The sequence below is a fragment of the Xanthobacter wiegelii genome (assembly GCF_043193855.2).
Taxonomy (GTDB): Bacteria; Pseudomonadota; Alphaproteobacteria; order Rhizobiales; family Xanthobacteraceae; genus Xanthobacter; species Xanthobacter flavus_A.
The window spans coordinates 2735545-2759572 of sequence record NZ_CM195529.1 but is presented as its reverse complement, the minus strand read 5'-3'; the positions used below and the strand labels follow the sequence as shown (position 1 = coordinate 2759572).

Annotated in this window: 22 protein-coding genes and 1 pseudogene; 16 read left to right on the top strand and 7 right to left on the bottom strand. The window is 65.9% G+C overall.

The annotated features are described in order from the left end of the window. Positions 1-109: 109 nt before the first annotated feature. The 16 genes from ahpC to V5F63_RS12680 all read left to right on the top strand — a co-directional run bounded on the left by ahpC (position 110) and on the right by V5F63_RS12680 (position 14762). Positions 110-673 carry an alkyl hydroperoxide reductase subunit C gene (ahpC, locus tag V5F63_RS12755; protein WP_209489414.1) on the top strand — a complete coding sequence of 188 codons (564 nt, stop codon included), beginning with the start codon at positions 110-112 and terminating at the stop codon, positions 671-673. A 210-nt stretch (positions 674-883) separates the two neighbouring features. Next, positions 884-2473 (top strand): alkyl hydroperoxide reductase subunit F, encoded by a 1590-nt coding sequence (ahpF, locus tag V5F63_RS12750; RefSeq protein ID WP_394102445.1) that lies wholly within the window; start codon positions 884-886, stop codon positions 2471-2473. Positions 2474-2498: 25 nt separating this feature from the next. Beyond that, positions 2499-3407 (top strand): DNA-binding transcriptional regulator OxyR, encoded by a 909-nt coding sequence (gene oxyR / locus V5F63_RS12745; RefSeq protein WP_209489408.1) that lies wholly within the window; start codon positions 2499-2501, stop codon positions 3405-3407. 145 nt (positions 3408-3552) lie between these two features. Further along, on the top strand, positions 3553-5130 hold the full coding sequence (locus V5F63_RS12740; RefSeq protein WP_209489406.1) for a sensor histidine kinase: 1578 nt from the start codon (positions 3553-3555) through the stop codon (positions 5128-5130). Next, positions 5127-5747: a response regulator transcription factor gene (locus tag V5F63_RS12735; RefSeq protein WP_394029211.1), complete on the top strand. Its 621-nt coding sequence runs from the start codon at positions 5127-5129 to the stop codon at positions 5745-5747. Before V5F63_RS12740 ends, V5F63_RS12735 begins: the two co-directional genes overlap by 4 nt. A gap of 108 nt (positions 5748-5855) precedes the next feature. Further along, positions 5856-6350, top strand: coding sequence for a GlcG/HbpS family heme-binding protein (locus V5F63_RS12730; protein ID WP_394102446.1), 495 nt, complete (start codon positions 5856-5858; stop codon positions 6348-6350). Between the two features lie 112 nt (positions 6351-6462). Beyond that, positions 6463-6939 carry a transcription elongation factor GreA gene (greA, locus tag V5F63_RS12725; RefSeq protein WP_394102447.1) on the top strand — a complete coding sequence of 159 codons (477 nt, stop codon included), beginning with the start codon at positions 6463-6465 and terminating at the stop codon, positions 6937-6939. Positions 6940-7102: 163 nt separating this feature from the next. Continuing rightward, positions 7103-8236, top strand: a complete 1134-nt coding sequence (locus V5F63_RS12720; RefSeq protein WP_394102448.1) for a LacI family DNA-binding transcriptional regulator — start codon at positions 7103-7105, stop codon at positions 8234-8236. Then, complete coding sequence (locus tag V5F63_RS12715) at positions 8233-8907, top strand: amino acid ABC transporter permease (protein WP_209489396.1); 675 nt, start codon at positions 8233-8235, stop codon at positions 8905-8907. Before V5F63_RS12720 ends, V5F63_RS12715 begins: the two co-directional genes overlap by 4 nt. 14 nt (positions 8908-8921) lie before the next feature. Further along, complete coding sequence (locus tag V5F63_RS12710) at positions 8922-9575, top strand: amino acid ABC transporter permease (protein ID WP_394029208.1); 654 nt, start codon at positions 8922-8924, stop codon at positions 9573-9575. Between the two features lie 63 nt (positions 9576-9638). Beyond that, complete coding sequence (locus tag V5F63_RS12705; protein ID WP_245327559.1) at positions 9639-10454, top strand: transporter substrate-binding domain-containing protein; 816 nt, start codon at positions 9639-9641, stop codon at positions 10452-10454. A gap of 260 nt (positions 10455-10714) precedes the next feature. Beyond that, positions 10715-11443, top strand: coding sequence for an amino acid ABC transporter ATP-binding protein (locus V5F63_RS12700; RefSeq protein WP_394102457.1), 729 nt, complete (start codon positions 10715-10717; stop codon positions 11441-11443). A 7-nt stretch (positions 11444-11450) separates the two neighbouring features. After that, positions 11451-12371: a 2-dehydro-3-deoxygalactonokinase gene (locus V5F63_RS12695; protein WP_394102449.1), complete on the top strand. Its 921-nt coding sequence runs from the start codon at positions 11451-11453 to the stop codon at positions 12369-12371. A gap of 17 nt (positions 12372-12388) precedes the next feature. Next, positions 12389-13018 (top strand): 2-dehydro-3-deoxy-6-phosphogalactonate aldolase, encoded by a 630-nt coding sequence (locus tag V5F63_RS12690; protein WP_394102450.1) that lies wholly within the window; start codon positions 12389-12391, stop codon positions 13016-13018. 185 nt (positions 13019-13203) lie between these two features. Beyond that, a complete protein-coding gene (locus tag V5F63_RS12685) occupies positions 13204-14310 on the top strand; it encodes a TIGR03032 family protein (protein WP_394102458.1) in 1107 nt (368 codons plus the stop codon). Positions 14311-14633: 323 nt separating this feature from the next. Then, the gene (locus V5F63_RS12680) at positions 14634-14762 is read left to right on the top strand and encodes an integrase core domain-containing protein (protein WP_394102451.1); all 129 of its coding nucleotides are present in this window, start codon (positions 14634-14636) and stop codon (positions 14760-14762) included. A 19-nt stretch (positions 14763-14781) separates the two neighbouring features. On the opposite strand, the pseudogene V5F63_RS12675 reads toward V5F63_RS12680, so the two are convergent. From V5F63_RS12675 to V5F63_RS12645, 7 genes and pseudogenes are all read right to left on the bottom strand, one after another. Beyond that, a pseudogene (locus tag V5F63_RS12675) lies at positions 14782-15970 on the bottom strand (IS3 family transposase). A 95-nt stretch (positions 15971-16065) separates the two neighbouring features. Next, positions 16066-18648, bottom strand: coding sequence for a phospholipase D family protein (locus V5F63_RS12670; protein ID WP_394101991.1), 2583 nt, complete (start codon positions 18646-18648; stop codon positions 16066-16068). After that, a complete protein-coding gene (locus tag V5F63_RS12665) occupies positions 18645-20156 on the bottom strand; it encodes a hypothetical protein (RefSeq protein ID WP_394101990.1) in 1512 nt (503 codons plus the stop codon). Before V5F63_RS12665 ends, V5F63_RS12670 begins: the two co-directional genes overlap by 4 nt. Then, positions 20095-20706: a hypothetical protein gene (locus V5F63_RS12660; RefSeq protein ID WP_394101989.1), complete on the bottom strand. Its 612-nt coding sequence runs from the start codon at positions 20704-20706 to the stop codon at positions 20095-20097. Before V5F63_RS12660 ends, V5F63_RS12665 begins: the two co-directional genes overlap by 62 nt. Before the next feature lie 31 nt (positions 20707-20737). Beyond that, the gene (locus tag V5F63_RS12655) at positions 20738-21220 is read right to left on the bottom strand and encodes a hypothetical protein (RefSeq protein ID WP_394101988.1); all 483 of its coding nucleotides are present in this window, start codon (positions 21218-21220) and stop codon (positions 20738-20740) included. Continuing rightward, the gene (locus V5F63_RS12650; protein WP_394101987.1) at positions 21217-22401 is read right to left on the bottom strand and encodes a restriction endonuclease subunit S; all 1185 of its coding nucleotides are present in this window, start codon (positions 22399-22401) and stop codon (positions 21217-21219) included. The genes V5F63_RS12655 and V5F63_RS12650 overlap by 4 nt, the downstream gene beginning before the upstream one ends. Further along, positions 22398-24023 carry an HsdM family class I SAM-dependent methyltransferase gene (locus V5F63_RS12645; protein WP_394101986.1) on the bottom strand — a complete coding sequence of 542 codons (1626 nt, stop codon included), beginning with the start codon at positions 24021-24023 and terminating at the stop codon, positions 22398-22400. The genes V5F63_RS12650 and V5F63_RS12645 overlap by 4 nt, the downstream gene beginning before the upstream one ends. Positions 24024-24028 lie beyond the last annotated feature (5 nt).

Here is a 24028-nt window from a genome sequence, read left to right as displayed (position 1 = left end):
TCTATCGATATCGGAAATCTTATCTATTTCACTTATGCCCTGCCGATACCTATGTTGCATTGCGATGGCTTCGGCCCGTCGCAGCGCAACACCGCATCGAGGAATTGCCATGTCGCTCGTCAATACTAAGATCAAGCCTTTCACGACGCAGGCTTTCAAGGATGGCAAGTTCATCCAGGTTTCGGACACCGACCTTGCCGGCAAGTGGGCCGTTTTCTTCTTCTACCCTGCCGACTTCACCTTCGTCTGCCCGACCGAGCTGGGCGATCTGGCCGATCACTACGGTGAGTTCCAGAAGCTCGGCGTCGAGATCTACTCGGTCTCCACCGACACCCACTTCACCCACAAGGCGTGGCACGATTCCTCCGAGACCATCGGCAAGGTGAAGTACACCATGCTCGGCGACCCGGCGGGCGTGATCACCAACAACTTCGGCGTGATGCGCGAAGGCCAGGGCCTCGCCGACCGCGGCACCTTCGTGGTGGACCCGAACGGCATCATCCAGGCCGTGGAAGTCACCGCCGAGGGCATCGGCCGTGACGCCGCCGACCTGTTGCGGAAGATCAAGGCCGCCCAGTACGTCGCCGCCCATCCTGGCGAGGTCTGCCCTGCCAAGTGGCAGGAAGGCGAGAAGACGCTGGCGCCCTCCCTCGATCTCGTCGGCAAGATCTGAGGTTTTACCCCCGATCCGGCCTTGAGGCTGTCGTCTCAAGGCCCCACCGGCTCCCGAAAGGGAGGCGCCCCGACCGTCCGCCGCGGCTTTTCGCCTGCGGCGGACGTGGCTTCTGAACCCGTATCCCGTCTCCCGTGGCCCGTTTGCCGCGGCCGACTTATTTCCAGCCGGATCCCTGATCCGGCCCCGCATTTCTGCCGGAGGATTGCCATGCTCGATTCCGCCATGAAGACCCAGCTCAAGGCCTATCTGGAGCGTCTGGTCCGTCCCGTCGAAATCACCGCCGCGGTGGATGGCGGGCCGAAGTCGCAGGAAATGAGCGCGCTTCTCGCCGACATCGCCGAGCTTTCCGACAAGATTACCGTGCGGGAGCACCAGGAGCCGGGCGCGCGCGTGCCGTCCTTCTCCCTGTCGAGCCCCGGCCACGACATTTCCCTCACCTTCGCCGGCCTGCCCATGGGGCACGAATTCACCTCCCTCGTGCTGGCGCTGCTGCAGGTGGGCGGCTATCCGCCCAAGGTGGAGGAGGCGGTCATCGAGCAGGTGAAGGCGCTGGACGGCGACTTCGTGTTCGAGACCTATTTCTCCCAGTCCTGCCAGAACTGCCCGGACGTGGTGCAGGCGCTGAACCTGATGGCGGTGCTGAACCCGCGGGTGAAGCATGTCGCCGTCGACGGCGCGCTGTTCCAGAGCGAGGTGGATGCGCGGCAGGTGATGAGCGTGCCCACCGTCTATCTCAACGGCGAAGTCTTCGGCCAGGGCCGCATGGGCATCGAGGAGATCGTCGCCAAGCTCGACACCGGCGCCGCCGCCCGCGACGCCAGGCGCATGGGCGAGATGAACCGCTTCGACGTGCTGGTGGTGGGCGGTGGCCCGGCCGGCGCCACGGCGGCCATCTATGCCGCCCGCAAGGGCATCCGCACCGGCGTCGCCGCCGAGCGCTTCGGCGGGCAGGTGCTGGACACCATGGCCATCGAGAATCTCATCTCCGTCCCCTACACCGAGGGGCCGAAGCTCGCCGCCGCGCTGGAGCAGCACGTGCGCGAGCATGAGGTGGAGATCATGAACCTCCAGCGTGCCGTGAAGCTCGTGCCCGGCAAGGACGTGGTGGAGGTGGAGTTCGCCAACGGCGCCAGCCTGCGCTCGCGCAGCGTCATCCTCGCCACCGGCGCCCGCTGGCGGCAGATGAACGTGCCCGGCGAGGATGCCTATCGCAACAAGGGCGTGGCCTACTGCCCCCATTGCGACGGCCCGCTGTTCAAGGGCAAGCGCGTGGCGGTGGTCGGCGGCGGCAATTCCGGCGTGGAAGCGGCCATCGACCTCGCCGGCATCGTCGCCCATGTCACGCTGATCGAGTTCGACAGCCAGCTGCGCGCCGACGAGGTGCTCCAGCGCAAGCTGAAGAGCCTTCCCAACGTCACCATCCTCACCTCCGCCCGCACGACGGAAGTGCTCGGTGATGGGCAGAAGGTCTCGGGCCTCACCTATGAGAACCGCAGCACCGGCGACATCCACAAGGTGGAGCTGGAAGGGATCTTCGTGCAGATCGGCCTCCTGCCCAACACCGAATGGCTGAAGGGCGTGGTCGATCTCTCCCCGCGCGGCGAGATCATCGTGGACGCCCACGGCCAGACCTCGGTCCCCGGCGTGTTCGCGGCCGGCGACTGCACCACCGTGCCCTACAAGCAGATCGTGATCGCGCTGGGCGAAGGGGCGAAGGCCTCGCTCGCCGCGTTCGATCACCTGATCCGCTCCAGCGCTCCCGCCGAGGACAAGGAGGCGGCCGTTAGGGCCGCCTGATCGGGCCGGCCGCGGGGCGGACATCATGACCCTGCGTGAGCTGCAATATCTCATCGCCCTCGCCGACACCCGCAGCTTCCGCCGCGCGGCGGAGCTGTGCAGCGTGAGCCAGCCGACCCTCTCCACCCAGATCCGCAAGCTGGAGGAGGAACTGGGCGTCGCGCTCATCGAGCGCACGCCGAGGAAAGCCATGCTCACCCCCGCCGGCCGCGATGCGGTGGAGCGGGCGCGGCGCATCCTCACCGAGGTGGACCAGCTGAAGGAGGCGGCCCGCCGCAGCCGCCATGCCGAGGGCGGGGCACTGAAGTTGGGCGTATTTCCCACCCTCGGGCCGTATCTATTGCCCCACGTCGTGCCGCTCATCCGCCAGCGGTTTCCCGAGCTGGAACTGCTGCTGTTCGAGGAGAAGAGCGCCAATCTCATCCAGCGGCTGAACGTCGGCACGCTGGACGCGGCCTTTCTCGCGCTGCCGGTGCACGACACCCATTTCCACAGCGAGTTCCTGTTCGAGGAGCCCTTCCTCCTCGCCGTGCCCGGCAGCCACAGCCTCGCCCGGCGCGATACGCTGGAGGTGGCGGAGCTGGCTGGGCAGAATCTGATGCTGCTGGAGGAGGGGCACTGCCTGCGCGACCAGGCGCTGGACGTGTGCCACCAGACCGGCGCGCGGGAGAAATCCGAATTCCGCGCCACCAGCCTCGAAACCCTGCGCCAGATGGTGGCGGCGGGTGTCGGCATCACGCTCCTGCCCATGCTGGCGACGCGGCACCCGGTGCCGCCGGCGCAGAACATCCACCTGCTGGCGTTTACCGATTCCCGCCCCAGCCGGCAGATCGCGCTGCTCTGGCGCAAGACCTCGGCGCTGGGGCAATTGCTGCATCAGGTGGCCGACATCTGCCGCGGATTGCCGGACGAGCTGCTGGCCGCGCGCCACTGATCCGACCCCTGCCGTTGCGGTAACAGCTTATGGATACGATGAAATTTGCGCGCGGACCCCGCGCACCGATTTCCGCGCCGTTCAAGCGGTGCTAAAACGTTCCGGCTCGAGCCGGCAAATAAGCCCCCGGGGGGAGGTCGAATCCGTGATCCGGCGTACCTTTGCCGTCAGGTCCGTCGCCGTGCTCCTCGTGATCTGGGTCGGTCTCGTCGCGGCTTTCGCGACGCTCGCCATCCGGAATAACCTGTCTCGCGCCGATGCGGATGTTCAGGCCGAGGGCGTCGCCCTGCACCGGCTCCTGTCCCAGCGCGTGGCCCAGCACGACGCCCATCTCACCAGCCTCGCCGCCCTCGTGCAGGCGACCGATCCGCCGCCGGTGGAGACCATCCGGCAGGTGGCTGCCGGGATCATGCGCTATTACAAGCGTATCCTCTCCATCCGGGTGCTGGAGCTGACCGACGCGGGGGCCATCGAGACCGTCGTGGCCGTCCCCGCCGATCTGGCCCGCAGACCCTTGCCCATGTTCGCCCAGCTGGTGTTCGGGCAGAGAACGGGCGAGGCGCGCTATTATGTGGAGGCCGCCTCCGCCGATCGCTATTTTCTCGGCAAGCGCGCCGGCAGCGGCCGACGTCTGGCCATCATCCTGGAGATCGACTCGGGCGGCCTGCTGATGGCCGAGGATCGGCTCTCCAGTGATCGCCTCGCCATGAGCCTCGGGCCGCATCCGCTGAACGGCCAGCCGCCGGCGGTGGAGCCCGGCGCATTCGCGACCCTCACCTTTTTCCGCGCCGCCGACAGCGCCACCCAGCCGGTGAACCTCGGCATCGAGCGGCCGATGACCCTCTACAAGGCCATCGCGCCGGTGCCGCTCGCCGCCTTCGCGCTGGTGTCGCTGCTCGTCCTGTTCGCGGGGCGCTACACGCTCATCCAGCGGCACGAGGCCCGCCGCTCCCGGCAGCTCGCGGCGCTGGCGGAGGAGCGAAGCCGGCTTCTGGAACGCGAGACGCAGCTCGCCCACGCCGCGCGGGTCAATTCGCTGGGCGAGCTCGCCTCGGGCATCGCCCACGAGCTGACCCAGCCGCTCACCGCCTTGCTGAGCCAGAGCCAGGCCGCGCTGCGCCTGTCCGGGCCGGACGGCGATCCCGCCCGACTGTCCGAGGCGCTCGACGCCAACGTGCGTGAGGCGCGCCGGGCCGGCGAGATCCTGCGGCGGATGCGCGACTACATCGCCCGCCGCGCCAGCGAGCGCGTCGCCGTGGACGTGAATGACGTGGTGGACGACGCGGCGACCCTCGCCCGCGCCGACCTCGCAAGGCGCGACATCACGCTGGAGCTGGACCTGGAGCGGCCCATGCCCCGCGCCAATGCGGACCCGGTGGAACTGGAGCAGGTGCTGCACAATCTCATCCGCAACGCCGCCGACAGCCTGCAGGAGCGCGACGGGCGGGAAAAGCGCATCCTGATCCGCACCTTCGATGCCGGCGACATGGTGGCCATCCGCGTCAGCGATACCGGCAAGGGCATTCCGGCGGATGTGATGCCCCGGCTGTTCGAGCCCTTCTTCTCCACCAAGAGCGAGGGCATGGGGCTGGGCCTATCCCTATGCGCCACGCTGGTGGAGCGGGCGGGCGGCACCATCGAGGCCGAGGCCAAGCCGGGAGAGGGGGCGTCCTTCGTCATCAGCCTTCCCGCCTTGCCGGAACGGCAGATAGCGGCCCAGTGAGCGCGCCCCGCGTCTATCTCGTCGATGACGATGCCGCCGTGCGGCAGGCCCTCTCCCTGCTGCTCTCCACCTATGGCATGGCGGTGGAGGCCTTCGCCGATCCCGAGACCTTTCTCGCCCATGTGGACGAGGACCGCCCCGGCTGCCTGCTGCTGGATCTGCGGATGCCGATGATCTCGGGCATCCAGCTCAAGGAGAAGCTCGCCGCGCGGGGCATCGACTGGCCGGCGGTCATGATCACCGGCCATGGCGACGTGAACGCCTGCCGCCGGGCCTTTCGCGCCGGGGTGGTGGACTTCCTGACCAAGCCGGTGGACGAGCAGGTGCTGCTCGACGCCCTCGGCGTCGCCGCCCGCGCCCTCGACGCGCTCATGGAGCGGCGGGAGGCGGCCGCCCTCCTCGCCAGCCTCACGGAACGCGAGCGGGAAGTGCTGGACATGGTGTGCCGCGGCTGGGCGACGAAGGAGATCGCCGCCGCCCTCAGCATCTCCCCCCGCACCATCGATGCGCACAGGGCCAACATCGGCGAGAAGCTCGGCACCTCCTCCGTCGCCGATTTCGTGCGCATGACACTCAATGCCCGCGCGCTCGGTAGTTCTACCGATCTCGCCCGGTGAGGCGACGGATGGAGGCCATTCCCACCCTGGCCTAGACAGGCTCTGCGCCATCGCCCGGCGCGGAAGAATTCCGGCCGAATGGCCGAGACCCCAGGGAAAGGGCCAAGAATGAACCGCCTCCTCCTCGCCGCCGCCGTGTCCGCCACCTTCGCCACGCTCGCCGGCCCCGTCGCGGCCCAGGCGCTGCAGGAGCGGAACATGCCGCTGGCCATCGCCCTCGACATCGCCCGCGAGGGTGTCGCGGCCTGCGCGGCGCAGGGCTACAACGTGTCGGTGGCGGTCGTGGACCGCGCCGGCGTCCTGAGGGCCTTCGCCCGCGCCGACAATGCCGGCCCGCACACGGTCGAGGCGGCGCGCCGCAAGGCCTTCACCTCCGCCTCCACCCGCACCCCGACCACCGTGATCGTCGAGAACGTGCAGAAGAACCCCGCCTCTGCGCAGCTCGTGGCCATCGATGGCTTCCTGGTGCTGGGTGGAGGCGTGCCGGTGAAGGTGGGCAACGAGACCATCGGTGCGGTCGGCATCGGCGGCGCCCCCGGCGGCAACCTCGACGAGGCCTGTGCTGTCGCCGCCATCGCCAAGGTCGAATCCCAGCTCAAGTGAGCCGGCCCGGCCGTCGCAGGGCGGCGGCCGGTTGAAAGCTTGATCCCGGATGCTTAGGTCAACTTTCCCCGCTGTTCGGGGAGATGCCTCAAGCTCCGGGATTTGCTTTTGAATGTCCGTTGCCTTCACGCGTGAGAACGACCTCGAAGCGACCGCCGCCGATCTTCCGGACCGGCCCATCTCGCCGCATCCGAACCTCGTGACGGCGAGCGGCCTTGCCGCGCTCGATGTAGCGCTGGCCGAGGCGCGCGCCGCCTATGCCGAAGCGCAGACCGGCGACGTGCAGGCGGACCGGACGGCGATGGCGCGGGCAACGCGCGACCTGCGCTATTATGGCGCCCGCCGGGCCAGCGCCCAGCTCATCGAGACCCCGCCCTGTCCCGAGACCGTCCAGTTCGGCACCACCGTGACCCTCGACCGCGAGGACGGTCGCCGCCAGACCTTCCGCATCGTCGGCGAGGACGAGGCCGACCCGGCGAAGGGCTCGGTGTCCTACGTCTCGCCGCTTGCCGCCGCCGTGATGGGCAAGGCGGTGGGGGACGTGGCCATGGTGGCGGGGCGCGACGTGGAAGTCATCGCCATCGCCTGACCCTCCGGCAAAGCTCGGGTAACGCTCCGGCTTTCGGGCCGCGACCGTTGCGGCGCAGCATTTAGATCGATCTAAATTTTCGTTGACCCCACCCCGCGCTCTCTCCTAGACATGGGCCGTCGAGAGGTTCGTTAAGAACCCGTTACCGGCGAGGAGGCTGCGCGTGGAGGGTGCCAAGGGGCCGCAGGGCCGCCGCTTGCCGGCCGCCCGCGATGCTGCCGAACCGGCCGATCTGCCGGACGAGGTGCCGCTTGCCAGCGGCCTCCGGGTGCGGCTGAAGGACGTGGCGGCCCACGCCGGCGTCTCCCGCGCCACGGTCTCCCTCGTCCTGCGCAAGAGCCCGCTGGTGAAGGCGGAGACCCGCGCCAAGGTCGAGGAGGCCATGGCCGGCCTCGGCTATGTCTATAATCGCAGCGCCGCCAATTTGCGCTCCGGCGCCTCGCGCACGGTGGGCCTCGTTCTGTGCGAGATCACCACCCCCAACTTCGCCCAGCTCACCGCCGGCATCGACGAGGTGCTGGGCACCGAAGGCTACATGGCCTTCATCGGCAACGCCGCCGAGGACGCCGCCCGCCAGCGCGAGGTGCTGGTGCGGATGCAGGAGCATGGCGTCGACGGGCTGGTGGTGGTGGCCTCCGAGAACACCCGCGCCGACGCGCTGGAGGAGGGGGCCTGCGCCCGCATGCCCTGCGTGCTCGCGCAGCGCCGCGTGGAGGGCTTTCCCGCCGATTATGTCGGCCCGGACTACGGCGCCGGCATGGAGCTGATCACCGAGCACCTGATCGCGCTCGGACATCGCAACATCGCCTTCGTCGGCGGCGTGCGCCGCATCGCGCCGCTGGCGGAGCGCATGGCCGGCTTTCACCGCGCGCTGCGCCGCCACAAGCTCAAGAGCGGCGCTGTGGTGCCCTGCGCGGTCATCGACCGCTCGTCGGGCTACACGGCTGCGCGCGAGCTTCTGGCCAAGGGGGACATCCCCTCGGCCATCGTCTGCTACAACGACGTGGTGGCTTTCGGCGTCATGCTCGCCCTCGACGAGCGCGGCCTCGTGCCGGGCCGGGACGTGGCCGTGGTCGGCTGCGACGACGTGGACGAGGCGGGCCTGCACCGCCCCGCGCTCACCACCTTCACCACCGATCCCCGCGTGGTCGGGCGCGAGGCCGCGCGGCTGCTGCTGCGCCGCATCGCCCATCCGGAGCGTCCGCGGGAGGAGATCATCATTCCGCCCCGCCTCGTCATCCGCCAGTCGTGCGGCGCGGGGACGGTTGCCAAACGCCCGACAGGAGGCGCGAGATGAACTACGTCTTCCAGTTCGGAGACGTCTTCAACGCCTGGCCCGAACTGCTGCTCGGCGCGTGGCTGACGATCCGCCTCTCCGGCCTCGCCATGATCCTCGGCCTCGCCGTCGCGGTCCTCTGCGCGCTGGGCAAGACGCAGGGGCCGCGCCCGGTGCGCTGGCTGGTGGATGTCTATGTGGAGGTGATCCGCAACACGCCCTTCCTGGTGCAGATCTTCCTCATCTTCTTCGGCCTGCCGCGCGCCGGCATCAGGCTCGATGCCAACGAGGCGGCGCTGCTCGCCATGGTCATCAATGCCGGCGCCTATTGCACCGAGATCGTGCGCGCCGGCATCGAGACCATCCACCGGGGGCAGATCGAGGCCGGGCTGGCGCTCGGGCTCAAGCCCTTGCAGATCTTCAAGGATATCGTGCTGTTCCCGGCGCTGAAGGCGATCTATCCGGCGCTCACCAGCCAGTTCATCCTTTTGATGCTGACCTCCTCCGTGGTCTCCGCCATCTCGGCTGAAGAGCTGACGGCGGTGGCGAACAACCTGCAATCTCAGACCTTCCGCTCGTTCGAGATCTACATCGTGGTGACGGGCATGTACTTCGCCATGTCGCTGATGTTCGCGGGCACCTTCGCCCTCATCTACCGCGCGGTGTTCGCGCGGACAGATGCCGCACGCTGAAGGAGGGGAGCGACATGATCCGCCAGTTCACCTCCGCCGAATTCCTCTTCCTCATTTCCGCCGTGCGCTGGACGCTGCTGCTCTCGGCCATCGCCTTCGCGGGCGGAGCGACGCTCGGGCTCATCATCGCGCTGGCGCGCACCGCCCCGTGGGCGTGGCTGCGGGCGACGGCCGGGGCCTACATCCTCGTCTTCCAGGGCACGCCACTCTTGATGCAGCTCTTCCTGGTCTTCTTCGGCGCCACCATGGTGGGCGCCTCGGTGGACCCGCTGGCCGCCGCCGCCATCGGCCTCACGCTGAACGCCGCCGCCTTCCTCGGCGAGATCTGGCGCGGCTGCATCCAGGCCATCCCCAAGGGCCAGTGGGAGGCCTCCACCGCCCTCGGCCTGCATTACGTGACGCGGATGCGCGAGATCATCCTGCCGCAGGCGGCGAAGATCGCGGTGGCGCCGACGGTCGGCTTCCTGGTGATGCTGGTGAAGAGCACGTCGCTCGCCTCCATCATCGGCTTCGTGGAGCTGACCCGCGCCGGGCAGATCGTGAACAACGCGACCTTCCGGCCATTCCTCGTGTTCGGCATCGTGGCGGCCCTCTACTTCGCCCTGTGCTGGCCGCTCTCGCTCTACGCCCGCCACCTCGAAAAGCGTTTCGGCACCGTGTCCCGGTGACGCCTCGATTTGACCCTCAAGACCAAGGCCGCCCCGCACGCGGCGCAGACGGAGGAAGAGACGATGACTTTCGGCACCATTCTGAAGAGCGCGCGCGGCGCCGTCGCCGCGCTGGGCCTTGCGGCGCTGGCCGCCACCGGCCTCTCCCACGGCGCCTCGGCGCAGAGCATCGACGACATCCTGTCGAAAAAGAAGCTCACCGTCGGCATGCTGGTGGACGTGGCCCCCTTCGGCCTGCTCGACACCCAGGGCAAGCCGGAAGGCTATGACGCCGACGTCGCCCGCCTCATGGGCAAGTATCTCGGCGTCGAGGTGGAACTGGTGCCGGTGACCGGCCCGAACCGTATCCCCTATTTGCTCACCAACAAGGTGGACGTGCTGGTGGCGGTGTTCGGCATCACCCCCGAGCGCGCCAAGCAGGTGATGTTCTCCATCCCCTATTCCACCATCGAGATCCAGCTGATCGGCCCCAAGAAGACCGAGATCAAGAGCCTGGACCAGACGGTGGGCAAGAAGATCGCGGTGGCGCGCGCCTCCACCCAGGACACGGCGCTCACCGCCGCCGTACCGAAGGGCGCGACCATCATGCGCTTCGACGACGACGCCACCGCCGTGCAGGCCTTCCTCTCCGGCCAGGTGGACCTGCTGGGCGCCAACAACCTCATCGGCGCCAACATCGCCCAGGCCAATCCGGACATGGGCATCGAGAGGAAGATCACCCTGCGCAGCCAGTACAACGGCATCACCGTGCGCCGCGGCTCCACCGATTTCCTCCAGTGGATCAACACCTTCCTCTATTTCGTGAAGAACAACGGCGAGCTCGACGCCATCAACCAGAAGTGGTTCAAGGAACCGCTGCCGACCATGCCGACGTTCTGAGGGGCCGGGTCCGTCGCCTTCCCTCGGCCTTCAGAACCGTCATCCCCCGGCTTGTCCGGGGGATCCACTGTTCGGCCGGGCTGGTTCTAACCATCGGAGTGCCGGGCCAGCGGCCAAGTGGATGCCCCGGACAAGCCGGGGCATGACGGCACAGGTCAAGTCCGGCATCCAACGCTGACATCGACAGACACGAGAAGGGCCTCGCCATGCTCACTCCCGCCGCCTCCGACAGCACGCCCGCCGGCGACGCGCGCCCGGTCATGATCCGCATGGCGGGTGTCGAGAAATATTACGGCACCTATCACGCACTGAAGGCCGTGAACCTCGACGTGCACCAGGGCGAGCGCATCGTCATCTGCGGGCCGTCCGGCTCCGGCAAGTCCACCCTCATCCGCTGCATCAACGCGCTGGAGCATCACCAGAGCGGGGAGATCGTTGTGGACGGCACGCAGGTCGGAAAGTCTTCGCGCGGGCTCGACAAGGTGCGGGCCGAGGTGGGCATGGTGTTCCAGAGCTTCAACCTGTTCCCGCACCTCACCGTGCTGCAGAACTGCACGCTGGCGCCCCGCAAGGTGCGCGGCATGAAGCCCGCCGAGGCCGACGCCATCGCCATGAAGTATCTGGAGCGCGTGCGCATTCCCGAGCAGGCCAACAAATATCCCGGCCAGCTTTCCGGCGGCCAGCAGCAGCGCGTGGCCATCGCCCGCGCGCTGTGCATGACGCCCAAGGTGATGCTGTTCGACGAGCCCACCTCCGCCCTCGACCCGGAGATGGTGAAGGAGGTGCTGGACACCATGATTTCGCTGGCCCAGGACGGCATGACCATGATCTGCGTGACCCACGAAATGGGCTTCGCGCGGCAGGTGGCCGACCGGGTGATCTTCATGGACAAGGGCGAAATCGTGGAGGAGGGGCCGCCCGCCACCTTCTTCGCCAATCCGAAGAGCGAGCGCACCCGCACCTTCCTCGGCCAGATCCTGCATCACTGACGCCAAAATGACCTCCGCGCCGATCACGCCCGTGCTCATCACCTGTGACTGGGGCACCTCCGCGCTCCGCGCCTATCTCATGGCGGCGGATGGGCAGGTGCTCGCCAGCCGGGCGAGCGTGCAGGGCATCATGGCGCTGGGCGGCGCGAGCTTTCCCGAGGTTCTGGCCGCCATCGCCGGCGACTGGGCGTGCGAGCATGGCCCCCTGCCGGTGCTGCTCTCCGGCATGGTGGGCAGCCGCCAGGGCTGGATGGAGGCGCCCTATGCGCGCTGCCCCGCCGGCCTTCCCGATCTTGCCGCCGCCCTCGCCGAAGTGCCGGCGCAACCCGGCTTCGGCCCCATCGCCATCGTGCCCGGCGTGCTGAAGGACGACGACAAGGCGCCGGACGTGATCCGCGGCGAGGAGGTGGAGGTGCTCGGCGCCCTGGCGCGCCTCGGCATATCGGACGGGCTGTTCGTGCTGCCGGGCACGCATTCCAAATGGGTGCGTGTCGAAGCCGGCCGAATCACCACCTTCGCCACCTACATGACGGGCGAGGTCTTCGCCGCGCTCAGGGGCCACACCATCCTCGGCCGCATGATGGAGGAGGGGGCCTTTTCCGCCGCAGGCTTCCGCCGGGGCGTGGACGCGGCGGCGGCGCTCGAAGGGCCGGGCGCGCTGCTCGGCCGGCTGTTCTCGCTGCGCGCGCTCGGCCTCACCGGCCGGCTGGCGGGTGCGGACAGCGCGGACATGCTCTCCGGCCTCCTCATCGGTGCCGAACTGCGCGATGCCTCGGCCGGCGAACCGTTCACGCTGGTGGCCAACCCCGCGCTTGCCGCGCGCTATGCCGAAGCCGCGACCCTCCTCGGCCTGCCCCACGCCCGCGCGCCGGAGGGCTGCGGCCCGGCCGGACAGCACGCGGTGGCGCGCGCGGCGGGTTTCATCTGATTTCAGGAGTGCGATCCATGCCCACCTTCAAGGACGCCCTTGCCGCCTGCCCCCTCGTCGCCATCCTGCGCGGGCTGAAGCCGGAGGAGGCGCTCGACATCGGCGCGGCGCTGGTGGGGGCGGGCTTCGCCATCATCGAGGTGCCGCTCAATTCGCCCCAGCCGCTGGCCTCCATCCGCATCCTCGCCGACGCCTTCGGCGACCGCGCGCTGATCGGCGCAGGCACGGTGCTGACGCCGGAGGATGTGGACGCGGTGAAGGCGGCGGGGGGCGAACTCATCGTCATGCCCCATGCGGACGTGGCGGTGATCCGCGCCGCCAAGGCGGCCGGCCTCGTCTGCACGCCGGGCGTCGCCACCCCCACCGAAGCCTTCGCCGCCCGCGCCGCCGGCGCCGACGCCCTGAAGCTGTTCCCGGCCGAAGGCATCCCGCCCCACCTCGTGAAGGCGTGGCGCGCGGTGCTCACCGACATCCCGCTCCTGCCCGTGGGCGGCATCGACACCACCAACATGGCCGCCTACCGCGCGGCCGGCGCCGAGGGCTTCGGCATCGGCTCGGCCTTGTTCAAGCCGGGCAAGTCGGTGGAAGCCATCGCGGCGGACGCGCATGGGCTGGTCGCGGCGGTGCGGGCGGTGTTCGGGCGCTAGATCCGCGCGGCCCTCGTCGTTGGAGCGGATGGTCTGGGCAACGAGGGCGAGGTGATCGTCGGAGACACGGCGGTCGGCAGCGGCGTCGCCTTCGGCTCCTGGCGGTCTGGCCTCAGCTCCAAAAAGCGGGTTCAATCCTTCGCCCTGGGGGCGGCGAGCCCCCATATCCGGAGCGGGTGGTGAGCATGGGGGAGGCGCACGCGGCAGACGTGACACGGGGGGCGGCAGCCCCGCCGTCGCTGGCGGAGGACCAGACCCAGATCACCTGCTCGCGCAGCTTCGCCACGTGGCTGGCGCAGCATCGGGTGGGCCTCGCCTTCTCGTCCTACCAGAGCGGGCAGCTCTTCCTCGTCGGCCAGTTCGGCAACGACAATCTCTCCTTCCACCAGCGCAATTTCGTGCGCGCCATGGGGCTCGCCCCGCGCGGCGACGAGCTTTATCTCGCCTCGCTGAACCAGATCTGGCGCTTCGCCAACGTGCTCGGCCCGGACGAGCGGGCGAACCAGAATTTCGACCGCCTCTACGTGCCGCGCACCGCCTTCGTCACCGGCGACGTGGACGCCCACGAGATCGCGGTTGAGGCGAGCGGCCGCATCGTGTTCGTGAATACCAAGTTCAGCTGCCTCGCGACGGTGAGCGCCACCCACTCCTTCAAGCCGGTGTGGAAGCCGAAATTCATCTCCCGCCTCGCCGCCGAGGATCGCTGCCATCTCAACGGGCTCGCGGTGGAGAACGGGCGCGTGCGTTATGTCACCGCCGTCTCCGCCACCGATGTGGTGGACGGCTGGCGCGAGCACCGGGTCGGCGGCGGGCTGCTCATCCGGGTGGACGACCACGCCGTGATCGCCGGCGGCTTCTCCATGCCCCATTCGCCGCGTGTCCATGACGGCTGGATATGGCTGCTCGATTCCGCGCGGGGCTATCTGGTGCGGGTCGATCCCGTCACCGGCGCGAAGCAGGATGTGGCCTTCTGCCCGGGCTTCCTGCGCGGCCTCTCCATCCACGCCGGCCACGCGGTGGTCACGCTTTCCCTGCCGCGCAACCTCTCCTTCTCCGGCCTGCCGCTGGAAGAGGAGATCGCCCGGCGCGGCGGCACGCCCTGGTGCGGCGTCCAGATCATCAAGCTCGCCACCGGCGACGTGGTGGAATGGATCCGCCTCGAAGGCGCCATCCGCGAACTGTTCGACGTGGCCGTCCTGCCCGGCACCACCTGCCCCATGGCCGCGCCGGAGAGCGGGGAGGACCTGTCGAACCTGCTGACGATCGAGGCGCCGGATGGGGCGCTGGGGTGAGGGGGCGCGATCCGTTCCCTCCAACTGTAAAAAGGCCTGACGCCTGCGGTGATGTGAGATAACGTTTCGCCGTAGGTCAATCGAGGCTGAGCCGTTGATCGTCCATCGCTTCGATCAGATCCCGTTTTGGACCAATGGAGGCCAGACCGCCCTTATGGCTCTGCTTGCCATAGGGCTGATTGTTTTCATCCTCATCTACGTTCGCAAGCTTTAGCTCTTGCGCGGATGGGATTGAAATGGCGGGCCGCGTCAGAGCCAGATGAGAACTACGTCTACGCTATAGCCCTCTAAAGCCCGCTTTTGGACTTTACGCCCCGTCAGCGTTGGAGCACGTCACCGCCATCGCCTCATGGAAGGAGGACTACAACCTGAACCGCCCTCATTCTGCTCTCGGCAATCGATCCCCGGCCGAGATCGCCGCAACAATCGCACTGGAAATCCAGGCCGACTGAGTGACGTTGCCCCCAACTTCTATCCAGCGGTGAGTTCGTTCTGGCGGTTGGGTTTGCCTTCTCGGGCGTGTGGAGCGGCGGGAGCAGACGCGGAGCCGTTCATGTTGCGGAGCGTCTGATCCCGCCACGGGTGGAACGTTGAGGCGAAGGCGCTTGGCGTCTGCCATCCGAGCTTTGAGTGCGGCCGGTCGGTGTTGTAATCGAGCTGCCACCGGGCGAGGGCGGCCCTGGCCTGGGACAGGCTGGAGAACAGCGTCTCATTCAACAGCTCGTCCCGCAGGCGGCCGTTGAAGCTTTCGATGAAGCCATTCTGCATCGGCTTGCCGGGCGCGATGTAGTGCCACTCGACCCGGGCCGCGTCGGTCCAGGCCAGAATGGCATTGGAGGTGAACTCGCTGCCATTGTCGCTGACGATCATCTTCGGCCGGCCGCGCTCTGCCAGAAGCCTGTCAAGTTCGCGAGCGACCCTGACCCCGGACAGCGACGTGTCCGCCACCAGCGCCAGGCACTCGCGAGTGCAGTCGTCCACGATGGCCAGCATCCGGAAGCGCCGGCCATCGGTCATCTGGTCGGCGACGAAGTCGAGTGACCAGCGCTCGTTCGGTCGCAGCGGGATCATCATCGGCGCCCGCGTTCCGATGGCCCGCTTGCGACCGCCGCGCTGGCGCACCATCAGCCGTTCCTCACGATAGAGCCGGAACAGCCGCTTGTGGTTGACCCGGAAGCCCTCCCGCCTGAGCAGGACGTGGAGACGGCGGTAGCCAAACCGCCGTCGCTCCCGGGCGATGGCCTTCATGCGCTCACGCAGCGAGGCGTCATTCCCGCGCGTGCCTCGTATCTCATGGTCATGCGGCAGAAGCCGGTGGCTTTACACGCCCGCCGTTCGCTCATCCCATGGACTTCCATGAGGTGGGCGACAGCCCTGCGCTCGGCAGCGGACGTCACCACTTCTTTCCCAGCAGATCCTTCAGTGCGACGTTGTCCAGCATGGCGTCGGCGAGCATGCGCTTCAGCTTGGCGTTCTCGTCTTCGAGCGCGCGCAGCCGCTTGGCCTCCGATACGTCCATCCCGCCGAAACGGGCTTTCCACTTGTAGATGCTGGCGTCACTGACCCCGTGCTTGCGACACAGGTCCGAGACCGGCACCCCGGCCTCGTGCTCCTTCAGGATGCCGATGATCTGCTCCTCGGTGAAGCGGCTGCGCCTCATGTTCTGGTCCTCTCAATGGGCCAGAACGAACTTCAAACTGGATTAGCCAGGAGGGGCAACGTCATGAGGCCAAAAATCAACCCTCGGACTCTCTCCTAGCCCGGAGGAGAAAAAGGTATCAGGTTAATACCAATGAGTAGATCGAAGGCATGACGTTTGATAGGCTCCGTCAGAGTGTTGTCGGCCTTCAGGATGTCGAGCAGAGGCGCGACGAACATCGATTGGACGAGGATCCGGTCCGAGCCATCGACGGGACGCAAATGAGCTTTGCCTTTCGGCACTCGGGCGATGTCATGATCACTGACGCACAAGCCTCGTCCTGATTGCCAGGCCAGTTCTCCCGCTCTCACGGCTGGGCGCGTGCAGAATTTTGCGAGCTCACCCTGTGGGCGGAGCCCAAATGCCTCGTATATCTTGGCGAGCGCGTGGCCGTCCCCGACCCAGCGAACCCAAGCATCGAATAGATCCTTTTGCCGAGAAGCTGGAAAAAGCTTCTCGGCGAGCTTCTGCAGCTCCTCCATCAGCGCGTCATGCTCGCCGCCTTCTGAAAGCCAGCGATGCCGAGACGCGAGCAGTGCGGTAGAGAACCGGAACTGTTTCGCCTCAGCTTCTGCACCCGCCCAGTCGAACGTGCACCACAACGTCATCGCGGCGCTCAATCGCGGTGAGCGCATTTCGGCAATGAATGCCGAACGCGCTCCATCGTCGAGCCCATTCATAAACGTAGGGATGCGGCCATTGTCGCCCTTCGGACCGAAGAACAAGACACGCCAGAAACGCAGCGATTGGGCTCGGTAGACTTGCTCATCCAAAAGCCCATCCGAACGCGCCTTTGCCATGAGGACGGCAAGAAATGCTATGTCGCCGGCCAAGCGATCCGCTCTGCGCCGCTGCAGATATTCGGGGCGCTGCATGGCCGTCTCGATTTTAGCGAGCAGCCTCGTGAGCCTGAGGCGCTGTGCGTCGAGCTCCGCTTTTTCGACCGATGCGCGCTCCACCACTTCTGGCTTCTGGTCTTCGCCTTCCTTCTCTTCGTCGCTCTGTCGAACCCGGATCGAGTGCTTTTGGCTTGTCTCACCGGGCGTTCGGAAGAACGAATAGATCAGCGCCAGCTCGTCGGCTTCACTGAAGCCGCCCGGTAAGGCAGGGTTGAGGGCCGATGGCGGCCTTCCAAAGCCGTCGGCATAGATGTCGGCTTCCGAGAAGTAGGCGGGTTCGATCTCGCCCTTCAGCGTTTTGTTTGCTCCGCCCGTCTGCGATGCGTCGCGCTGAACGTGAAGCTCGAACAGTTCGAGAATTTGAAGGAAATCACGACCCAGCAGCGATCCCCGCGCTGCGGCCTCTTCGAGTTTGTCCCGAAGGATCCGCTCTGCCGGAGCCATTCGGAGAGATCGCTCGTCGTCGATCCAGCAGGGAAAAGAGGTCAGTGTACGACCATCGCGCGTGATGCCGAGAAGCGTCACCGAGCTCACCTGTTCAATGACCTCGAAATCCGCTCGGGCGGCAGACACTGAACGCGCCCTGTGAAAGACATTGGCTTGCGTCCGGATGGAAATGTCCGACAGCTCACCCTCCGCCTTGTAGTGAACGGTGAGGGTAGCGCCGTCTTTTCGTGCCGCGAGGATACGCAGCTCGCTCGTTTCGAACTCCCAATCTTCAGACGGATGGGTTGCGGGCAGCTCCGGCGGAGAATCCGTCACGAGATAAGACGACCAGAGATCGGCGAGCTCCTGATCTCTCACGGGAGAAATCGCCATGATCTCCGCGTTTCCCCAGGACGCATCGGCAAGAAGTGCGGCGCGCGAGCAATTGGCGCTACCTGCCGCGACGAATGCACCGCTGGGTGTGTCGAACACATACGCCTTCGCGTGGATGAATTTACGCCGGCCATCTTCGGAGGCGGGTTCAATGCTGCGAAGAAGGATATTCGCGGGCAGCTTCTCGACGATGTCTTGTGATAGGCCAGCACGTCTGGGCTGCAATAGGGCCCGCACCTCTTTCGCCCCGAGGTCGGCGATCCTCGCCAGGGCTGCGCCGTCCGGATCGTAGTAGGGACTCAGGACATCGATGGCCGTAGGTGTCGCGCCAATCTGAGCGAGCATCTGATCCAGCATCGATTTCGTGCTCGGCGTCCAGGCGAGTCCCCCGGCCTCCGGGAGCGCAGCTGCCCAGACGTTCTCCGCCGTCTCGAAAAGACCGAGCACTTCGGCGCGGATCCCGGCAGGGTCAGGAACGTAAGTCAGGATCGTCGCGAGATAATCCCGGAAGCTCGCGATCTGCGCACCGCCATCGCCAGGCGCAAGAAAATCCGTCCAGATCTCCTTGTTCCCGCTCCATCCACCATATGTAGCGTTGCCACTGCCGACCGCGAGTCCTGAAGCTTCGGTCCCTGCAAGGAAGAGAGCCTTAGGATGAAAGCGTCGCGCTTGCCCGAGATCGATAGGCACGACGCGATAACGCGAGCCCAGCTTCGAAACGAGAGTCTCTTGCGTCTGATAGGTTCCGGCTGAACAGGCCGCGTCCGCGAAGATCGTGACCTGGGGTGATCCGACGGCCCTGAGGCGCGGGATGACAACCGACTCGATGAACAGGAAATCAATGTTGTGCGTGAGAACGATCGCGGTGTGCGCCTTCTCTACGGCTCCGCACAGACGCTTGACGACATTCGCCTCGCTCATGCGGCCTCCAAGGCGGAAAGTTCGCCATTCGCGCCGCGGCAGAAGATGCCGATATCGACGAGGATGTTAATCGTGTTGTCGAGGCGGCTGTTGCTGAATCCCGCCCCGCTCTGGTTCGCGGTCAAACGCAAGCCTTGGCCGTCAGGGAAGAATCTCAACGAACATTTTTGCCCGCCTGACATCTTTCTGAGCGTCACCTGAAGGTGCGGGATGATCGCGCACCGCTCCATGAAGGTGCCGATGAATTTTTCGAAGGGCGTCTCGTCGGCTGTCATGATCAGTTGCAATGCCAGATCGCTCGTCGATCTGACGGGTGATCCTGGCCCGAAATCACGGAACGGACGTGTCTGCTTTTTGAGAGCGCAAACGAGAGCGAATGCCCCAAGAAGCCGGTGGGACGCACGTAGTTCCGTGAAGGCGGGGAACGGCAACGCTTTGCCCGCCATCAGATCTGGCGGGACCGAAGCAGCAGCTTCACGTGCGCTCAGCTCCCAAGCCTTCGGTGCGTCTGGCCAATGTTCGGCGAGGGCGGCAGGATCACGTAGAAGGTCGGCGCGAGCAGCCTGAACGAGTTCCGCCGGACTTGCTGTGTCGATGTCTTGCAGAAGACCGCATACCGAACTGAGCAGCAGCTCTAGCGCAAAATGATGACGTCTCCGCCACTCGTAATCGGCCCAAGCCAGGGAAATTGGACTGCCTTGCTTTTGCTTGCAACAGGCGTCGAGATTGTGGGCCAGGAGCCGGTTCGCCGAAGCTCGTTCGTTCGATGCCCAGCTTTGAATCCAGGAGCGCGTCTCGTCGAAGCGACGATAGCGCTGATCGAGTTGGGATTGGTGAGATGGAGTCGTTTGCCACGGACTGCTGAACGCCTCGCGGAGCAGTTTCGCTTCAGCGCTTCCGGCGGCCATACTGCCGAGCGAGAAGCCATCCACCGCGCGCGTCGCCAGCTCCTTTGTAAGAATGCCGCCGTCGAAGAGGAGATCGACGAGGGAGTTGTCCGAAAGGGTCGCTTGCCGTGCTTCCCAGAGCGCCGTGCCGCGAGCGGTAATTTGATAGGGTACGGGGCTTCCGATCCTCCCGTCATCGAGAAGTCCGAGTCCCTTGCACGGATTGTAGTAGGTGTTGAGAATCCGGCTGCTCTTGGATTCAGGTAGGGCAACGGCGCGGCTGGCCGCGATGGCTTTCATCTCGTCAGCGAAAACATCACTGCCCAGTATCGCACCGCCTGCGCTTTGAGACGGATCTGCCCGTGATGCGGCGATGATTAGGAATTCAACGCGCGTGAGGAACGTCGCGAGCTCGTTCGGCGCGAACGGTCGGCCGCGGTCGAGTGCGGTGGCATAGAAGGTTTTGATCGCCCACGGCAGTATCGAAAAGTATCTCCCGCGTGCAGAAACCGTCGTGACGCCGTTCACAAGGTTCGATTCCAGGCCTTGGTCCAGCTGTCTAATGCCGAGAATATCCAAGCCTTGGGTGTTTTCCTCGATATCGGTTCCCCAGAAGATCATTTTTCATTGCCTTAGTAATTGCAATGCACATCAATAACGAGCATTCTAATGTCATGTTGCTTTCTGATAGATGACCTGAGACCTTTTTCTTCCCCGGGCTGAGAGAGAGTCCGAGGGTCGGCAGCAGCCTCACGGGCACGACATCAATGCGATAGGGGAGTGCGTGGCGTCGGACGAATTGTTCGAGGCGCGTGCGGTACGCTTCCTCCAAGTCGTGGTTCCCATATTCTTCAAGTGCGACCGCGATGTCCGCTAGAAGGATTGCGATGGCACGTCCGTCGATGAAGAACTCTGGTTTGATACGGCGCAGGGCCGCACGGGCATCTGCAACGCTATCAAGAGAGGTCGCCGCGTCCGCGTGAAGCGCATCAAGCGTGGGATACCGGCCGGCTTCAACAAAGATCTGTGCCATGCCGCGCGGGCGGACCAGCAGGGTGCGAACGATTTCGACCGGTAGGTCGGGGTGGGCATGCCCGAATTGGGCGAACAGGGGCCGCCACAGCTCTGCTCCGACATAGCGCCAAGCAGCTTGCAGGCGATCGGTCGTCATCCAAACACCTCGGTGGCGAGAGGGGCGTGCATCATTCGCGGAACTTCCACAGGTCGACGGCGCTCGCCTTGCGGCTGAGCATGGTGCGGAGCATGGTCATCATGGCGTCGATGTTGATGGTGCCGACGGTTTCCGCCTGTTCCCGCTCGTCCCAGTCGTCGATGGCCCATAGGGTCAGCAAGACGGCTTCCTTTTGCGGCAGTGCCTCGATGGCGGCGCGGAGGATGGGGGCGATCGTCCTGTCGAAGGCCGTGGGGACATCGGGCAGCCCGGTCTCGTCCGCGTCGCCGAACAGCCCGTCATCGAACGGGCCATCCTGCACCTCGACGCAGATTTCATCCCACAGGGTCCGGCAGGTGTAATCATCGCCGACGATGCCGGTGGCCGGGATGCGCCGCAGGCGCCAGATCAGGCGGGAGGTGAGTTGGCCGAAGCGCAGGGCGGCGAATTGCAGGGCGGCGTGGCGGGTGGCCTCAAGAATGGCGTCCTCGGGCGCGGTGTCGGGGGCGTTCATCCGAACACCTCGGCGGAGAGCGCGGCGGCCATGGAATCAGCCTTGGCGGCGGCGGCGTCGAGCGCGCGGGTGAGGGAATCGAGGCGGCTGGCCTGTTCGGCGAAGGCGGTTTGCAGGGGGAGCGGGGGAACCCAGACGGGAAGCCGCCCGAGCTGCGTCTTGTTGATCGATGCGATGCCGGTGGTGCGCTTCGCCACTCGTAGAAAATATCCGCGCGCTGCCTCGCTTTGCATGAAGGCTCGCGCATAGTAGGGAATGATGTCGCTTCCCATGCGCACGCGGAAGATATGGTTCTGATGCAGGCAAAGATCGACTTCGCCTTGCCACATGGCGCATCGGCCAAGTTTGTCGAGATCACCGCCCTCAGTCATCAAGAGGTCTCCCGGCAGCACCCGACACCGCACGCGGTCATCGTCGGTGGCATCAATCATTTTGATTTCGGACAGATCGAGCCGATCAGCCTGGACGTTGGCCACCCGGAGATATGGCGTCGGTTCAGTCGGCGTACCGTTCAGCTTCCGCCCCTTCGTCAACCCCGATCCAATGTCTGCCAAATCGGAGAGCGCTTGCACCGCCCACCCCTTCGGATTGGTCGCCGGGTCGCCGAACATGTCGAGGAAGAGGGCGGGGATGATGGCGCGGGCCTTGGCGCGGGCGGCGTCGGCGCGGCGCCTAATCTCTGCCGCCCGGTCCAACAGCCCCACAATCCGCCGCTGCTCGTCCAGCGGTGGGAGGGGAATTTCGATCGCCTTGAGTTGTGACGTGCCAAACGCTGCTTGGCTGACCCACCTAGTGGCGCGCCCCTCGAAATAACGCCTAGAAAATAGATGATTCAAGTATCGATGGATGAACGCGGGCTCTGCGAGCCGCGTATCGACGCGTATTCGGGTCATATGATTGGAGAATGCTGCGAATAAATTCGCTTCAACAAGAGCTGATTTTCCAACCAATTCTTGAGAATTAGTATTGTTGAATAGAATGTCTCCTGGACGAAGCTCGCGCCGATTGGCGGGAACGGCTTCAATAGGGATAATCGGGGCTTCGGCAAGCGTCAGTCGGCCATCGGCTGTCACGCTGAATGGCCGAAGGTGTGGGATACCATCTGCCACAATGCGGCTCTTGCCGCATGCGACCCCGCTGGCTATCTCGGTTGAAACGGTGTCGAGGCTCAGCCAGTTCAACTCACCGGCTCCCCAAGTTCCGCCGCCAGCGCCTCGATATCGCCGAGGATCGCCGCGGTCTCGTCGCGCAGTTCCGCCAGCAAAGCGCGGGGATCGCGGTGCTGCGCCGCCTCGCGGCTTTCGGGCCGATAGCGGGAAGCCGAGAGGTTCCAGTCCTCGCGCTCGATGGTGGCGGCGTCGGCGAACCACCAGTTTTCCGTCCAGGGTTGGGCGTCGTCCCGCGCCTGCCAGTCCTCCCGCATCTCCTCGCGGCTGTTGAAGGCGGCGATCAGGCCGGGCAGATCGTCGGCCTCAATGGGCTGGTCGTGGTTGGCGTCCAGCTTGAAGCCGTCATTGCTGGCGTGCAGGAACATGACGTCTCGCGTGCGCCCGCCCTGCGTGAACACCAGCACGCTGGTCTTCACGCCAGAATAGGGCTGGAACACCCCGCCCGGCAGCGACAGCACCGCTTCCACCCGGTTGTTCTGCATCAGCATGCGGCGCAATTCCTTATGCGCACCGGTGGAGCCGAACAGAACACCCTCCGGCACGATGACGCCGCAGCGCCCGCCCGGCTTCAGATTGTCGATCATGTATTTCACGAACAGCAGTTCGGTGGCGGTGCTGCTGCCGATCCGCACGTCATCGACAATGCGGTCACGGTCGATCCGGCCGGAGAAGGGCGGGTTGGCGAGGACCACGTCATAGCCGTCGAGCGGCAAATTGCGCTCCATCTTCGCCTGCCGGTCGAAGGAGGAGGTGAGCACGTTGCGTTTCAAGATGCGCACGTCCGGCAGGCCGCGCAGCGCCAGATTCATGCTGGCGAGGCTAACCATCTTCGGGTCGACGTCATTGCCGTAGAAGGTTTCGGCCTTGAGCTTGCGCCACTGCGCGTCGTTCAGCCGATCACCGAGCCCGCGCTCGAAACTCTTGCCGTCGAACTGCGCTACCGCCCTTGCATTGGTTGAGGAGTTGGCGAGGCGGATATGCTCGTAGGCCGCCACCAGAAAGCCGGCGGTGCCGGCGGCGGGATCATAGACCGTCTCGCCGATCTTCGGGTCCACCAGATCGACGATGGCGCGGATGATGTGGCGCGGGGTGCGGAACTGGCCCAGCTCGCCCGCCTGCTTGATCTGGCGCAGCACATGCTCGAACAGGTCGCCCTTGGTGTCGGGGTCCGCATTCTCCAGACGCAGCTCGTTCACCAGCGTCACGATCTGGGTGAGGACGGTGGGCTCGTCGATGGCCAGACGCGCCTGCGCCATGAAGCTGAGGCCGAACTCATCGCCAATGGCGGCGAAGAAGGGAAACACCTCGTCGCGGACGAAAGTGACGAGTGGTTCCCCCGACATGGCATTGGCCCAGCTCGACCAGCGCATGCGTTCGCGCGGAATGGTCTCCACCCCCTTGGCCGGGGCGTTCAGCGGGTTGCGCAGGGTCCAGTCGCCAGAGAACAGCGAGGTGTGGCCGCGCCCCGTGGCCTTGGACTGGCGCACATTGGCGGCGTCGATGCCCTCGATCATGTAGAAGAAGAACAGGAAGCTGAGCTGCTCGGCGTTGGACAGCGGGTCGGGATAGCCGCCACCATAAAGATAGTCGCGGATCTGATCGACCTTGCGGCGCATATCGGGCGTAAAGGGCATACTCG